The sequence below is a fragment of the Veillonella criceti genome, assembly GCF_900460315.1.
Lineage (GTDB): Bacteria > Bacillota > Negativicutes > Veillonellales > Veillonellaceae > Veillonella_A > Veillonella_A criceti.
In genome coordinates this window covers 2,049,820-2,065,000 of record NZ_UHIO01000001.1, presented here as the reverse complement: position 1 = coordinate 2,065,000, position 15,181 = coordinate 2,049,820, and the positions used below count along the sequence as shown (strand labels likewise).

The window sequence follows — 15,181 nt, the reverse complement described above, 5'->3', positions numbered from 1 at the left end:
TAGTACGTGTGTAGCCCAGGTCATAAGGGGCATGATGACTTGACGTCATCCCCGCCTTCCTCCGCATTGTCTGCGGCAGTCTCTCATGAGTTCCCACCCGAAGTGCTGGCAACATAAGATAGGGGTTGCGCTCGTTGCGGGACTTAACCCAACATCTCACGACACGAGCTGACGACAGCCGTGCACCACCTGTTTTCTGGCTCCCGAAGGAGAAAAACAATCTCTTGTTTCGTCCATCAATGTCAAGACCTGGTAAGGTTCTTCGCGTTGCGTCGAATTAAACCACATACTCCACCGCTTGTGCGGGCCCCCGTCAATTCCTTTGAGTTTCAGCCTTGCGACCGTACTCCCCAGGCGGGGTACTTATTGCGTTAACTCCGGCACAGAAGGGGTCGATACCTCCTACACCTAGTACCCATCGTTTACGGCCAGGACTACCGGGGTATCTAATCCCGTTCGCTCCCCTGGCTTTCGCGCCTCAGCGTCAGTTGTCGTCCAGAAAGCCGCCTTCGCCACTGGTGTTCTTCCTAATATCTACGCATTTCACCGCTACACTAGGAATTCCGCTTTCCTCTCCGATACTCTAGTTTCATAGTTTCCATCCCCTCACGAGGTTGAGCCTCGCACTTTTAAGACAGACTTACGAAACCGCCTGCGCGCGCTTTACGCCCAATAATTCCGGACAACGCTTGCCACCTACGTATTACCGCGGCTGCTGGCACGTAGTTAGCCGTGGCTTTCTATTCCGGTACCGTCAAATCTCTGCACTATTCGCACAAAGACCATTCGTCCCGATTAACAGAGCTTTACAACCCGAAGGCCGTCATCACTCACGCGGCGTTGCTCCGTCAGACTTTCGTCCATTGCGGAAGATTCCCCACTGCTGCCTCCCGTAGGAGTTTGGGCCGTGTCTCAGTCCCAATGTGGCCGTTCATCCTCTCAGACCGGCTACTGATCATTGCCTTGGTGGGCCATTACCCCTCCAACTAGCTAATCAGACGCAACCCCCTCCTTCAGCGATAGCTTATAAATAGAGGCCACCTTTCAATGAACTTCGATGCCGAAGTCCATTCGTACGCGGTATTAGCAACGGTTTCCCGTTGTTATCCCCCTCTGAAGGGCAGGTTGGTTACGCGTTACTCACCCGTTCGCCACTAAGATTGATAGAAGCAAGCTTCCATCGCTCTCCGTTCGACTTGCATGTGTTAAGCACGCCGCCAGCGTTCGTCCTGAGCCAGGATCAAACTCTCCAAGATATCTTGGAGCTATTCACTAGCTCGTTTTCGTTGTTGTTAGCTTAACCGAAGTTATCTAACTTAAAATTTATTTGGTTGGTTTCAACTAATTGAAACCCGCACTCTGGCTATGTTCATTTCGTTAAAAATGATTACCTTACATTGTTCAGTTTTCAAAGATCTGTGTTTCAGGCTTTTAACTTTCATCGCCTGACGACTTAATTAGTTTAACAGTGTTTTCTAATTATGTCAACCACTTTTTTACAACTTTTTTACTAATTTTATACGTAGTAAAAAGGTTAGAAAAAGCACCGTCAAAAGACAGTGCTTTTTACATGGTGACTCACCCGCGACTCGAACGCGGGACACCCTGATTAAAAGTCAGGTGCTCTGCCAACTGAGCTAGTGAGTCATGTTGGCAGGGGCGGCTGGGATCGAACCAGCGCATAATGGAGTCAAAGTCCATTGCCTTACCACTTGGCGACGCCCCTATAAGTGGGGTGAGTAGTGGGGATCGAACCCACGCGTAACGGAGCCACAATCCGCCGTGTTAACCGCTTCACCATACCCACCACTGTGGTTGTTCAAGAGAAGTATCCCCTGTAACGAATGATATTGTATCATTCCTTAGGGGATACTGTCAACACCTATTTTTTAATTAAATAATCTTTTACAAAATTAGGTAATGCAAACGCTGCTTTTTGAATATCATCATTATAATATTTAGTAGCAAACGTCTGTTTTCGATTGCTTTCCCAAGTCAATGGATCATACTTTTTAGACCCCATAGTAAAGCAATGCATCCCTGTAGGATAAATTGGAATATAAGCAGTATATAAACGTGTAATTGGGAAGTGGTTAGCCACATAGCCAAATACCTTTTCTACTAATGGTTGGTGCATCATAGGTGACTCTGTTTGTTGTACAAATAGACCGTCTTCTTTAAGCGCTCTATACGTATTGGCATAGAATTCTTCTGTGAATAAGCCTTCACCCGGTCCAATAGGATCTGAACAATCAACGATAATAACATCAAATTTATTTTCACACTCTGCCACATAACCAATGCCATCACCAATTGTAACTGTTAACTTAGGATCTTTACGAATCATAGCATCGGCAATCGTCGGTAAATATTCTTTAGCTAATTCAACCACTTTGCCATCAATTTCAATCATTGTTACTGTTTCAACACATTCATGGCGCACACATTCACGTGCCACGCCACCATCACCACCACCGATGATTAACACATGCTTAGGATTAGGATGTAAAAATAATGGAACATGAGACATCATTTCATGATAAATAAACTCTTCGCGTTCTGACGTTTGAAACACACCATCAAGAGATAGCATATTACCATATTCCAAACTATGTACCACTTCAATTTTCTGAAACTCCGAAGCACCTGAATACAATACTTTATCAATTTTTGCACTCAACTTTAAATTATCCGACTGATTTTCTGTAAGCCATTCTGCCATAATTAGCCTCCTAAACCTAATAAGGTAAACAGTCACATAGGGCTACACCTGTAGCCCTACCTTGATTACCAAACATTTTATTTGCGTACTACATACGCAAAACCACCGCCAAGCATGGTATCTTTTAACCATTTCTGTAACGAAAAGGTGCGTTCGATTTCTTCATCATATACCACGCAGCGAACATCATCATTATTTTCCATTAATTTCACAATAGGCACCCAATGCCATGTGGAAAGTTCTTTCTCACGTCCTCGATGACGATTTAAAAACGCCACCGGTGAATCACTAGCTAGCCCTTGTTTAATAAATTTTACTACTTGTTGTAATGGTGGTCGGCATACTGTAAATGGATATATACCCATCATTTTAACAGTATAAGGTAATGCATGATCTGCTATATATGCATTTAATCCTTCTTCTAACCATTGTGTTTTATACAAACCACCACCAAAACGTGGTCGCACATAATCAAAGATAACTTCCATGCGTTTTAACGCCGCTTCACCATCAGCACTATCAGTCTTATCCAATAAACCATCACGAAATTGCACATAGCTGATTAATTGCGTAGCCGTCGTAGGTCCGCAACCCGCTAACCGTTGCCAATCATCATGATACCATTCCTGATTATACCCATAAGAAAAACGTCCATCTTTTTTTACCTGCAACCATTCTGGATGTGTAATCGTCAAGCTCTCCATATATCTCTCAATCCTCTATTACTTAATATGTATTTATAATTAACTAGTAATAGATGCGTTGCAAGAAAGCCCTCATAAGCTTAGTCTTCTACGACTTCTACTTTTGTCATGCGGTCACCTTGCTGAATCGCATCTACTACATCCATACCTTCAATAACTTTACCAAATACAGTATGAACACCATCTAAATGTGGCTGTGGTTCATACACGATAAAGAACTGGCTACCACCTGTGTTAGGTCCACGATGCGCCATAGATAAAGCGCCGCGCTCATGTTTATGAGGGTTGCCAATCAATTCATCTTTAATTGTATAACCTGGGCCACCTGTACCATTACCATTTGGACAGCCCCCTTGCGCTACAAACCCAGGGATAACACGGTGGAACGTTAATCCATCATAGAAGCCTTCCTTAATTAGCTTTTCAAAATTAGCTACCGTGCCTGGTGCTTCTTTATCAAATAACTCAATCGTAATATCGCCTTTTTCCATATGGATAATTGCTTTTTTCATTTACTCTACCTCCAATAATGTACGTAATACATAACTTGCTAACATTAGCCCTGAAACAGAAGGCACAAAACCACAAGAGCCAGGACTTCTAGAATCATCATCGCGATTAGGAGTCATTGGCTTTTCCGTAGAAAATACTACCATTTGTTTCTTAATTCCACGCTTACGCAATTCGCGACGCATGACTTTAGCTAATGGACAAGTATGCGTCTTACTAATATCAGCAATTGTCAATAATTCAGGGTGCATTTTATTACCTGTCCCCATTGATGAAATACAAGGAATCCCTAATTCTTGACAAGTTTCAATAATCGCTAATTTTGCAGTTACCATATCAATAGCATCAATCACAAAATCAACCTTAATATCTTTAATAAAATCAGGATATGCTTCTTTTGTATACACAATATCATAAGTATCAACTTGCATATCTGGACGAATAGATAAAGCGCGTTCTTTAGCCACTTCTACTTTACGTCGCCCAATCGTTGCTTGTGTAGCAATCAATTGACGATTTAGGTTGCTCACCGTTACTTTATCACCATCAATTAACACAAGTCGACCAATGCCTGTACGCACTAGGGCTTCCATAGCAAAGCCACCAACACCTCCGCAACCAAATAGGGCCACTGATTTTGTCCCCAAATCCTCTAATTTCTCTTTACCCACTAACCATTCTAAGCGGGTTAACATATGTTCCATTCAGAATAACTCCAATTCAATATGATATTAACGATGTAATGGAATAATTTCCAACCAATAACCATCTGGATCAGCTATAAAATAAATGCCCATGTTAGGGTTTTCATACACAATACAACCCATTTCTTTATGCTTTTTATAAGCTCCTTCATAATCATCAACTTTAAAGGCTAAATGGAATTCATTATCCCCTAAATTATAAGGGCGATCCCAATCGCGTAACCAAGTTAATTCTAATTGATGATTACTATTACCATCTTCTAAATAAACGATTTTAAAAGCCCCATCTTCGGGTTCAATACGACGCCCTGGTTCTAAACCAAGTGCTTCTTTATAAAAAGCTATGCTTTTATCTAAATCACGGACATTAAAGTTATTATGTACCATTACAAACTTCATACTGTCATCTCCTTTCAATCATAACACCAATTCAGCCAATAACCGATAAGATTTAACTGACTTATTCCTCAAGACGGAGTAATAAATCTCCTCTATTATATTCTTAATACTGCTATTTAATAGTATCACAAATCTCGATATATGGCTATATATAGACTTATAGTATTACAAAATGAGCGTCACTGCCTCGTTCTGTACTCTTCACTTCTAAGTGTGCTGGAATGCGGTTTTTCAGCTCTGGAACGTGAGAAATAATACCTACAAGTCGTCCCGATTCTTGTAACTCTACTAAGGTTTCCATAGCCACGTCCAATGTATCAGGGTCTAACGTGCCAAACCCTTCATCAATAAAAATCGTGTCTAAATGAATCCCCCCTGCATACGCCTGAATCACATCAGCTAAGCCCATAGCTAATGATAAAGAGGCTAAAAAGGTCTCCCCGCCCGACAAGGTATTAGCTGGTCTTGCATAGCCTGTATAGGTATCCAAAACAGCTAAATCTAAACCTCGATGGCCCCGTCGTACACTATTTAAATCCGCCCGTTCTAACGTATAACGACCTCGACTCATATGGCGCAGACGACTATTAGCGGCCACAACAACTTCCTCTAAAATAGCCCCCAACACATATCGTTCAAAGGTAACACCTTTTAACCCTGAATCACCACCATTAGCTAAATCATATAAGTTAAAAATAAACGTACTCCGTTCCGTTATCGTTTCATTTTGCGTCACTAATGTTTCATATTCCGCAAGCACTGCCTGCAAGCGTTGCTCTTCTTTACTCTGTACGGCTGCTTCTCGAAGAGCCGTTTCATACGCAGCCATAACGGCTTCTTTGTCTTCGTCTGACACTAAGCAAGTAACTTCTGGTACCGATGCCAATTCTTGCTTGGTCGCTTTCAAAAGCGCTTCTCTCTGGCCCCAAGCATCTTCATATTTACGCACCTCGTCAGTTAGTCCCTGAACATCCCCAGTAAAAGTTTCTATTGCCAGTATATCTGCTTCTGTCAACTTTGACTGAACTAATGCCGTCTCATAAGTTGTCTTAGCCTCACGAATATTTGTCGCCAGTTCTTCTCGTTGCGTACGCAAGCTTTGCAACGTTGTTTCATTGGCACTCACCGCTTCGACATGCTTTGTATAGGCTGCGTCATAAGTTTGTTGCTTTTTTTCATACGCTGCTAACCACGCTTTTTTACTCGTTAGCTCATCTAGCCAGGTGCTCCTATCAATAGACGCTACTTCACTTTGTAACAGGCTAAGGGCTTCCTCTTTGCGTCCTAAATCAGCAGACAAGGTTTGAGATTCTTTGTCCAATAATTGCCACCGTTCTTGTTGTTCTTGTAATCTATCTTCCACGGCGACCTGCTCTATTGCTAAGCGCTGCACTTCCATCTCTTTATGTAACAATTGTTGCCATTGCTGATCTAATACTTGAAGTTGTACTTCCACTTCTGCCACGAATTCAGAACTTGTACCCCCATTAATACCAGACACACTATACGTCCGCAACCAAGTAGCAATGGCCTCTTCTGCCTCTTCTACCGCTTGTTCCGCAATTGTTAAATCAGCCGTGGCCTGCAAAAGTTCCGTCTTAGCTACCGATGTTTTTTGTAACGCTTCATTATAGGCAAATTCCGCTTCTTCTACGCGCCCCTTAACTAAATCTTCTGGCATAGTCGCCAATTGTGGATGTTCTTTTGAACCACACACAGGACAAGGAACATCGCTTTCTAATGTCAACGCTAAAGTAGCCGCCTGATATTGTGCCTGTAATCGCACTTGATGGTCTCGTTCTAATTTGGCTATTTCTTCACTTTGTACTGCCAGTTCATAAGCACGCCGTTTCACAGACACCAGGCCAGTATTCGTTTGGCAGGTTGTCATAGCTTCCAACGCCTTTTTACCTATTTGTAGCCCCTCTTTTACGGCCTCACGTTGTTGTGCTATCTCATGTTGCATAGTTAATTGTTGCCGTATCGCTATAACACTGGATTTCAAAAGAGCTACTTTCTCTTTCCCTTCTGCAACTATCGTTTCTTGTTTTTTTACAATTTTGTCCTGTTCAGATACCTGTTGTACAAGTTGAGCTATCTCACTTTGTAGAACATCAATCTTCTCAAACTGCGTATTAATTTGTTCGGCTTTATGTAAAGTCAGTTGATAATCCGCTTGTGTTGACATGTCCTTTGCCAACACAGCTTTTGTTTCACCTAAGTGGTCTGCTTCTTTTTTTAATTTGTCTTGTATTTGAACACTCTCTTCATAGGCCACTTGCACGGCTACCTCTTTAGCAACTAACGATTGCCATGTCGCTTTATAACGGCTAATGGGTTCATACGCCATTATTTGTGCTAATAATGTTTTCTTTGCTGAAATTTGAGGCTTCTGCTCAGCTAAAATTCCTAACTCAGCCTGATGTCTTGCAATTTGTTGCTCTAATGTATGACGCTGTTGACCCAAATCATACGCCTTTATTACAGCTGTTTGTTCCTGTAACTTTGTTGCCACTAACTCTTCCTTTTGGCGCACGATTTCTGTTTGTGTAGCTAAACGTTCCCGTAATTCATTGCCAGTGACTACCTGTTCACTGCTTAATAAATAGCGTTGCCGATTAATAACCTCTTTAGCTTCCGCACTCACCGCTTCATACTCATCTTTTAAGACAGCTTGTAAACGACTGTAAATTTCTGTCCTAAACAGGCTATGCATTAAATCTTCCCGCTCTGAAGTAGGCGCCACTAATAATTTGCGAAACTCGCCTTGAGGTAATAATACAACTTGCAAAAACTGTTCTGCTCTGAACCCTAAGATGTCATGCACTTTCTCTTTAATGTCTTGCGCTCGGGTACTAAATTCCACCCATGCATCGCCTTGCCAAATTGATAAACGAGCTTGCGCCCCTTGTTCACGAAATCCTTCGCCCCGTTTTTTCTTTACTTGTTGTTTAGGACTTCGTTCCATTTTATAATCCTTGTCCCCTACAGAAAAAGTAAATACCACTTCTGTAGGCACTGTTGGCGTAGCATAATCACTACGCATCGTAGTACCGCTACGCAAGCCTCCGCTAGATTCTCCAAACAAGGCATATACCATGGCATCTAGAATTGTTGTTTTCCCTGAACCAGTCGGCCCCGTAATCAAAAATAAACTGTGCGTTTGTAAATCATTAAAATCCAAGTAAACAGTATCCGCATAAGGGCCAAACGCGGTCATTTTCAAAGTCAAGGGTCTCATACATCTGTCTCCTTCAACAATCGTTCCCACAGTCTATTCATATACGTTTTCTCAGTTTCACTCAGAGGATTTTCACGAACAGCTTCAGCAAATTGTTCGAATAATTCACGCTCTGACAGCTGTTTATAGGCTACGGTTGCCGTACTAGTTACGTCTACAGCCATACGTCCAATCAGCTCCAAGGACATAGCATAAGGTAATACCTCTCGCAACCGTGCCATGCCATCAATAACAGGCGCCGTATCTAACAGCTGAACCTGTACATAGTCATTTTTATGTTTCTGATGCAAAGCATCATCTTGTAAAATATCGTTGAAATACCCTTTTATATTGACCACATCATGAAGGGCCTTAATGGGTACCTGTTCAATAGTGCAAATCCCCTCGGCATCCATATCAATAATTGTAAACGACTTCATATGATTTGCTTCATCAAAGGAATATTTTAATAACGAACCACTATACCGTATATAATCAGCCCCCATACGTTGCGGCCGATGAATATGTCCTAATGCCGCATAATTAAACGGTGCAAACACATCGACACCTACACTAGCTGAGCCACCAATGACTAACGGCCGTTCTGATTCACTCGTTTCACTACCAGCAACCATGGCATGGGCAATTGCTACGGTACGCACGTTAGGCTTTACTAAGCTACGCAAATACGTCGCCCACGCTTCATAAATAGGTCCATAGGCCACTGGTAAAGACTGCCATATTTCAGCTTGGGCTTCACTCGGCTCTGTCTGCAATAATTGAGTTAATACGGTTCTGGGCTCTGCAAACGGCATAGGACAAAAAGCAACTTCACCGTCTCTGTCAGCTATATATATAGGCCTTAAACTACGTTCTAATCGCCCCCATACATGTAAACCTGACTGTGACCACAAATCACGGCCCACTTCTAACCGTTCCGCACTATCATGATTACCACCAATAACAAGCACTGGAATCTTATAGTCAAGCGTCAACTTAGTAATGACCGCATCCCAAAGTTCTACCGCCTCTACAGGTGGTACCGCCCGATCAAACACATCGCCAGCCAACACAATAACATCAATTTGGGCCTCTTTTACTAAAGCATATAATTGTTGCTCTATCACATAGGCTTGATCTTCAGTTAAATGGCGAGCGTAAAAAATACGCCCCAAGTGCCAATCTGCCATATGTAAAATACGCATATTACACCTCGCAATATACACTACGAAGTAAGGCAATTTCCTTCGCATACCCGTCTAGCTCATTCGGCGTTTCTAAATAGAATGGTAAATTTCGCAGTGCGGGATGATTAATAACCGCTGTAATTGCTTCTAACCCAATATGGCCCTCGCCAATTTTTTCATGCCGATCTTTATGAGCCCCACGAGGATTCTTCGAATCATTCAAATGAATTGCCTGTAAACGCTCCAAGCCAATAATGCGATCAAATGAATCCATCACGCCGTCTAAATCACCAATGATATCATAATCGCCTTCGTGAATGTGACATGTATCCATACAAACACCAATATATTCTTTTAATTTTACGCCATCAATAATGCGCGCTATTTCCTCAAAAGTGCGCCCTACTTCTGTGCCTTTCCCCGCCATGGTTTCCAATAAAACGGTGGTCTGCATACCTTCAAACAACACTTCATTAAGAGCTTCTACAATATACTCTATGCCTGCATCTACCCCTTGTTTCACATGACTGCCAGGATGAAAATTATATAGTTGATGTGGCAAAAACTCTAATCGTTCTAAATCTTCCCGCATCATATTCTTAGCAAACTGGCGTAATGAAGGATCAGCGGCACAAGCATTCAAGGTATACGGTGCATGACCTAACACTTTACCGAAATTGTGTTCTTTCATAAAGTCCAACAACGCTTTCATATCACTTTCATCGAATGCTCTAGCTTTGCCCCCACGAGGGTTACGCGTGAAGTACTGAAACGTATTACCGCCCAAGGACAATGCCTCTTGCCCCATATGCAAATATCCTTTACTGATTGATAAATGACAACCAATTGTTAACATATTATTCTCCTCTATTACAATTCACTTCTATTACAATTCACTATTACAAAAATTCTACGTTCTTATTATATAACACACTTTTAGCGGATAACAAAAAAAGAGCCTTACGGCTCTTTTTAATTAGTGCGCTTCTTTACGTTGACATTCTGGACAAATGCCTTCAAACGTAATCTGTTGACCCGTGACCTTATATTGACTAAGTTCAGCCACTTGAGCCAAGGTATCATCCATATCCATACCATCTAAATCATCAACGCGTTTGCATACAACACAACGCATATGCGGGTGATTATGTGTATCCCAATCATAGCGACTGCAATCATCGCCCGTATCGAGAACTTTGACAAGACCGATCTTCTCAAAAATCTCCATCGTCTTATACACGGTTGCTAGACTCATAGTTGGATGGTCACGGCGCAAGCTTTGATATATCATTTCCGCCGTAGGATGTTCATTTTGACCATAAAGCACTTGATAAATCGCAATACGCTGTGGGGTCACTTTATACCCTTCGGAACGCAATTTTTGTGCAATATCCATAATAATCAATCCTCTCTCCACTCGGATCTAATTTAATACTGTTACTGTGCTACTCAGCACATGTGTATTCACATAGTCTGATGACTATTTATCAACCAATAATAATTATTAGTTATATAATTATAGCAAATTCGGTATGGATTTGCAAGTAAAGCCATACCGAATTTTGTACCTATATATAAAATTAGTCTTTAAAATATGGCTTAAACGCGCCACTCTTTGGCCCTTCTTGGCCACCACGACGACCTTGTCCTTCAGGATTACGACGTTTTGGACGACTGCCACCACTACGGCGTTCATCACGATTACGACTGCGAGAAGTTCGTTCCCCATTACGTCGATCACCACTGCGGCCTCCGCGTTGCCCATCACGACGACGGCCATCCTTACCGAAAGAACGTTTCTTACGTACACGAAGTGGTGCTTCTTCCGTAATATTTACTGGTGTTGTATCTGGTTCTTTTGTCAACAATTTAATAGCGGCCGCTACTAATGTTACGGAATCCAAATCATTAAGCAATTCTTCGGCACTTGCACGATACTCTTTCAAGTTTTCTGTATCATCAGCCATGTTAATTAAGCTTTGAACAGCTAACTTCTGTTGTCCTTCTAATACCTCGCCTAAAGACGGTGCTTTACGGCGTGCAATTTTACGTTTAGTTAAGCGTTCAATAGCATGTAAATGTTCCATTTCGCGAGGGATTACAAACGTATTGGCCATCCCTGCTTTACCTGCACGACCAGTACGACCTACGCGGTGTACATAACTTTCTGGATCCTGTGGTAAATCGTAATTGTAAACATGTGTTACACCACTAATATCAAGGCCACGAGCTGCTACATCGGTAGCTACTAAAATATCAATAGTCCCTTCACGGAACTGGCGAATGACACTGTCGCGTTTTTGCTGCGATAAATCACCATGAATGCCTTCTGCCATATAGCCACGTTTCTTAAGACCTTCGGTTACTTCATCAACACGACGCTTTGTACGGCCAAACACGATAGCCAAATCTGGAGCTTGCATATCTAGCAAACGACAAAGTAAGTCAAACTTCTGACGATCTTGTACTTCGATGTAATACTGTTCAATAAGATCCATCGTCACTTGTGTTGGTTTCATACGAATCAAACGTGGTTCTTTCAAATAATTTTCTGCCAACGTTTGAATGGCCGGTGGCATAGTAGCCGAGAATAACAATGTCTGACGTTCTTCTGGTACAGCCCCTAAAATTTTATTAATATCATCAATAAAGCCCATATTTAGCATTTCATCGGCTTCATCGAGTACGATCATTTTCACTTTATCAAAGCTAATGGAACCACGTTCCATATGATCCATTAAACGACCTGGAGTTGCGACGATAATTTGTGGATTTTTACGTAAGCTACGGAACTGGCGCTGAATATCTTGGCCACCATAAATTGGCAACGCTTGAATATGCGTATGCTGAGCCATTTTATTGAGTTCTTCTGCTACCTGAATAGCCAATTCGCGTGTTGGTGACAAGATTAATACTTGTACAGCTCGTAAATGTTCATCCACCTGTTCTAAGGCAGGAATACCAAAGGCTGCTGTTTTACCAGTACCAGTCTGAGCTTGACCAATCATATCAAGACCTTCCATGGCTACCGGAATCGCTTCCTTTTGAATTGGCGTAGGTTCTTCAAACCCCATATCATTTAAAGCCCGTAAAATGGGCTCGCTAATTTGTAATTCTTCAAATTTTTCAAGCATGAACTATATGAGTCCTCCTTATTAAATCAACCTTAATTATTTTCTATTATTCGTCGGCGCATTATAATATTATAACACATAAAAAAGAAGATAGCCAAATCAGAAGATTGAAAATTTTCTAATTTAGCTATCTTGTTCAGACATCTTTATAAAATATTAACGAATTTTCTTATTAGTCGTAGTATACTACTTTTTCTTACTATATACAATAGTAATGTTGTTATTTACAAAAGGCGCTGGTTCATTACGTTTCTTATTACGACGATTTTGCGAATTTTGCTGATTCTGTTGATTATTCCGTCGATTATTGCTACCGGCTTCATTAACATGATTCTTATTATTTCGTTGGTTTCTACGATTTTCAGATCCAGATTGAATCTTCGTATCCTCGCCTGTGCTTTTACCTAACTGAGAATTTCCTTTATTACGCAAAGACTTCATAGATAAACCAATACGATTACGCGCTGGCTCTACGGAAATAATTTCTGCTTCAATAATATCACCCACTGCTAATACATCTGATGGGTGTTCATTACGACGGCAGAATTCACTCCGATGTAGCAGACCATTTACTTTAAGACCAAAATCAACAAAAGCCCCAAAATCTACCACATTGTGAACGGTGCCCTTAACAACCGTTCCTACCTTAACATCTTCTAGGCTCATTACATGCTTACGTGTCATTGGTGCCGGTAAATCTTCACGAGGATCACGGCCTGGCTTAGCGAGGGCTTCTAAAATATCGCGCACCGTTGGTACGCCAGCCTCTAAATTAGCTGCTACTGTTTCCGCATCAACTAGCGCTAATTTTTCATGGAACGCTTCTAATGTAGCTTTATCATTCAATTGCGTTAAAGAGAAGCCTAAATCTTTAATAATTGTTTCAGCCAATTCATAAGATTCAGGATGAACAGGTGTATTATCTAGTGGGTTTTGGCTATCCTTAATGCGCAAAAAGCCGGCACATTGAGTAAACGCCGCTGGCCCTAACCGTTTTACCTTTAACAATTCTTTACGATTATGGAAGGTACCATTATCCTTACGATACGCCACAATATTATTAGCTACGGCACTACTAATCCCTGCTACATGTTGCAAAATAGCAGGAGAGGCTGTATTTAACTCTACCCCCACATGGTTTACTACCGTTTCAACCACTTGATCTAACGTAGCACTCAATTGTTTTTGATTTACATCGTGTTGATATTGGCCTACGCCGATAGATTTAGGATCGATTTTAACAGACTCAGCTAATGGATCTTGCACGCGTCGCGCTATCGATACAGCGCCACGAATGGATACATCTAAATCTGGTAATTCTTCAATAGCCAATTTTGAAGCTGAATATACAGACGCACCTGCTTCATTGGTAATAATATAGTGGCAATCTAATTTTTCTGCTTCAATCAATTGTGAAACGAATTGCTCCGTTTCATAAGAAGCCGTGCCATTTCCAATAGACAGTAACGTTACCTTCCATTTACGAATGCGATGAGCCATATCAACTTTAGCAGCTTCTTTACCTTTTTCGCCAGCAGTTAAGTGATAGATGCCCTGATCTAATACATTCCCTTGGGCATCAATAATAGCCATTTTACAGCCCATGCGATAGCCTGGATCAAGCCCCATAATCACATGCCCCGCCAATGGTGGTTGTAATAATAAATTACGTAAATTGGTGCCAAATACTTTAATGGCTTGTTCATCGGCATTTTCCGTCAAAGTTTTGCGAATTTCACGCTCCATCGCAGGGAAAATTAAACGTTTATAAGCATCTGCCACCGCCAGTTCCTTATAGGGCACTAAACTAGTTACTGCTGGCACTGGTAGTTTACCAAGCATATACGCAATATAGGTCTCATCAGGGGCCGTAATGGTTACCTTTAACACCCCTAATTTTTCACCACGATTAATAGCCAAAATTCGATGTGATGGCATCTGATGAATTGCCTCTTCATGATTTTCATATTGCAAAAACCCCTGACGCACCTCTTTATTATCATCAGTTTCATCCACTAATACAGCTTTTACTTTGCCGTCCCGCCAAATAGCTTCGCGTAAATAAGCACGAAAGTCAGCTCGGTCGCTCACATCTTCAGCTACAATGTCCATAGCACCTTGCCAAGCCGCTTCAATGGTGGGTACCTCATCTGTTATAAATGGCTGCGCCAGTGTTTCAGCCGATGCAGCTATATCATCAGCGACTTCACTGACTATCATGGCCGCTAATGGTTCCAGCCCTTGTTCACGAGCAATAGAAGCACGTGTCCGTTTCTTAGGACGATATGGTAAATATAAATCTTCTAATTCTTGTAATTTCATAGCCCCTTCAATAGCCGTTGCTAACTCAGGAGTCATTTTTTCTTGTTCCGTAATGGAACGAACGATTTCTTCACGGCGTTGCTCTAAATTACGCAAATATTTAATGCGCTCTTCAATCTCGCGAAGCTGTTCATCTTTTAATTCGCCTGTTTTTTCTTTACGATAGCGTGCAATAAAAGGCACTGTATTGCCTTCATCTAATAATTCAACTGCCACCTTAACTTGCCACCCTTTAACACCTAACTCCGTGGCAATATATTGGGACATTTTTTCTAACAT

General features: G+C 41.6%; 11 protein-coding genes, 3 tRNA genes and 1 rRNA gene (1 of these 15 cut by a window edge). All 15 read right to left on the bottom strand.

Features of this window, described 5'->3' with window-relative positions; genetic code table 11:
• A 16S ribosomal RNA gene (locus DYE54_RS09250) occupies positions 1-1,256 on the bottom strand; it reaches 307 nt to the left of the window's first position.
• A 315-nt stretch (positions 1,257-1,571) separates the two neighbouring features.
• Positions 1,572-1,647, bottom strand: a tRNA-Lys gene (locus DYE54_RS09245).
• Positions 1,648-1,651: 4 nt separating this feature from the next.
• Positions 1,652-1,726 (bottom strand) — tRNA-Gln (locus DYE54_RS09240).
• 5 nt (positions 1,727-1,731) lie between these two features.
• Positions 1,732-1,807, bottom strand: a tRNA-His gene (locus DYE54_RS09235).
• Between the two features lie 75 nt (positions 1,808-1,882).
• The gene (speE, locus tag DYE54_RS09230) at positions 1,883-2,722 is read right to left on the bottom strand and encodes a polyamine aminopropyltransferase (RefSeq protein WP_115310952.1); all 840 of its coding nucleotides are present in this window, start codon (positions 2,720-2,722) and stop codon (positions 1,883-1,885) included.
• Between the two features lie 77 nt (positions 2,723-2,799).
• Positions 2,800-3,426, bottom strand: coding sequence for a hypothetical protein (locus DYE54_RS09225; RefSeq protein ID WP_115310951.1), 627 nt, complete (start codon positions 3,424-3,426; stop codon positions 2,800-2,802).
• 80 nt (positions 3,427-3,506) lie between these two features.
• Positions 3,507-3,938 (bottom strand): peptidylprolyl isomerase, encoded by a 432-nt coding sequence (locus tag DYE54_RS09220; protein WP_115310950.1) that lies wholly within the window; start codon positions 3,936-3,938, stop codon positions 3,507-3,509.
• Positions 3,939-4,640 (bottom strand): tRNA threonylcarbamoyladenosine dehydratase, encoded by a 702-nt coding sequence (locus tag DYE54_RS09215; protein WP_115310949.1) that lies wholly within the window; start codon positions 4,638-4,640, stop codon positions 3,939-3,941.
• 27 nt (positions 4,641-4,667) lie between these two features.
• Positions 4,668-5,039 carry a VOC family protein gene (locus DYE54_RS09210; protein WP_115310948.1) on the bottom strand — a complete coding sequence of 124 codons (372 nt, stop codon included), beginning with the start codon at positions 5,037-5,039 and terminating at the stop codon, positions 4,668-4,670.
• Positions 5,040-5,196: 157 nt separating this feature from the next.
• Positions 5,197-8,280 carry an AAA family ATPase gene (locus DYE54_RS09205; RefSeq protein WP_115310947.1) on the bottom strand — a complete coding sequence of 1,028 codons (3,084 nt, stop codon included), beginning with the start codon at positions 8,278-8,280 and terminating at the stop codon, positions 5,197-5,199.
• Entirely contained in the window at positions 8,277-9,464 is a 1,188-nt protein-coding gene (locus DYE54_RS09200; protein WP_115310946.1) for an exonuclease SbcCD subunit D, read from the bottom strand. Before DYE54_RS09200 ends, DYE54_RS09205 begins: the two co-directional genes overlap by 4 nt.
• A 1-nt stretch (position 9,465) precedes the next feature.
• Complete coding sequence (locus DYE54_RS09195; protein ID WP_115310945.1) at positions 9,466-10,302, bottom strand: deoxyribonuclease IV; 837 nt, start codon at positions 10,300-10,302, stop codon at positions 9,466-9,468.
• A gap of 120 nt (positions 10,303-10,422) precedes the next feature.
• Positions 10,423-10,842, bottom strand: coding sequence for a Fur family transcriptional regulator (locus tag DYE54_RS09190; RefSeq protein WP_115310944.1), 420 nt, complete (start codon positions 10,840-10,842; stop codon positions 10,423-10,425).
• A gap of 184 nt (positions 10,843-11,026) precedes the next feature.
• Positions 11,027-12,580 carry a degradosome RNA helicase CshA gene (gene cshA, locus DYE54_RS09185; RefSeq protein ID WP_115310943.1) on the bottom strand — a complete coding sequence of 518 codons (1,554 nt, stop codon included), beginning with the start codon at positions 12,578-12,580 and terminating at the stop codon, positions 11,027-11,029.
• 186 nt (positions 12,581-12,766) lie between these two features.
• Positions 12,767-15,181 carry a Tex family protein gene (locus tag DYE54_RS09180; protein WP_115310942.1) on the bottom strand — a complete coding sequence of 805 codons (2,415 nt, stop codon included), beginning with the start codon at positions 15,179-15,181 and terminating at the stop codon, positions 12,767-12,769.

Excerpts from the sequence above, each read along its gene's own strand:
- speE (WP_115310952.1), bottom strand. The coding sequence starts at position 2,722 with ATGGCAGAATGGCTTACAGAAAATCAGTCGGATAATTTAAAGTTGAGT.
- DYE54_RS09225 (WP_115310951.1), bottom strand. The coding sequence starts at position 3,426 with ATGGAGAGCTTGACGATTACACATCCAGAATGGTTGCAGGTAAAAAAA.
- DYE54_RS09220 (WP_115310950.1), bottom strand. The coding sequence starts at position 3,938 with ATGAAAAAAGCAATTATCCATATGGAAAAAGGCGATATTACGATTGAG.
- DYE54_RS09215 (WP_115310949.1), bottom strand. The coding sequence starts at position 4,640 with ATGGAACATATGTTAACCCGCTTAGAATGGTTAGTGGGTAAAGAGAAA.
- DYE54_RS09210 (WP_115310948.1), bottom strand. The coding sequence starts at position 5,039 with ATGAAGTTTGTAATGGTACATAATAACTTTAATGTCCGTGATTTAGAT.
- DYE54_RS09205 (WP_115310947.1), bottom strand. The coding sequence starts at position 8,280 with ATGAGACCCTTGACTTTGAAAATGACCGCGTTTGGCCCTTATGCGGAT.
- DYE54_RS09200 (WP_115310946.1), bottom strand. The coding sequence starts at position 9,464 with ATGCGTATTTTACATATGGCAGATTGGCACTTGGGGCGTATTTTTTAC.
- DYE54_RS09195 (WP_115310945.1), bottom strand. The coding sequence starts at position 10,302 with ATGTTAACAATTGGTTGTCATTTATCAATCAGTAAAGGATATTTGCAT.
- DYE54_RS09190 (WP_115310944.1), bottom strand. The coding sequence starts at position 10,842 with ATGGATATTGCACAAAAATTGCGTTCCGAAGGGTATAAAGTGACCCCA.
- cshA (WP_115310943.1), bottom strand. The coding sequence starts at position 12,580 with ATGCTTGAAAAATTTGAAGAATTACAAATTAGCGAGCCCATTTTACGG.
- DYE54_RS09180 (WP_115310942.1), bottom strand. The coding sequence starts at position 15,181 with ATGTTAGAAAAAATGTCCCAATATATTGCCACGGAGTTAGGTGTTAAA.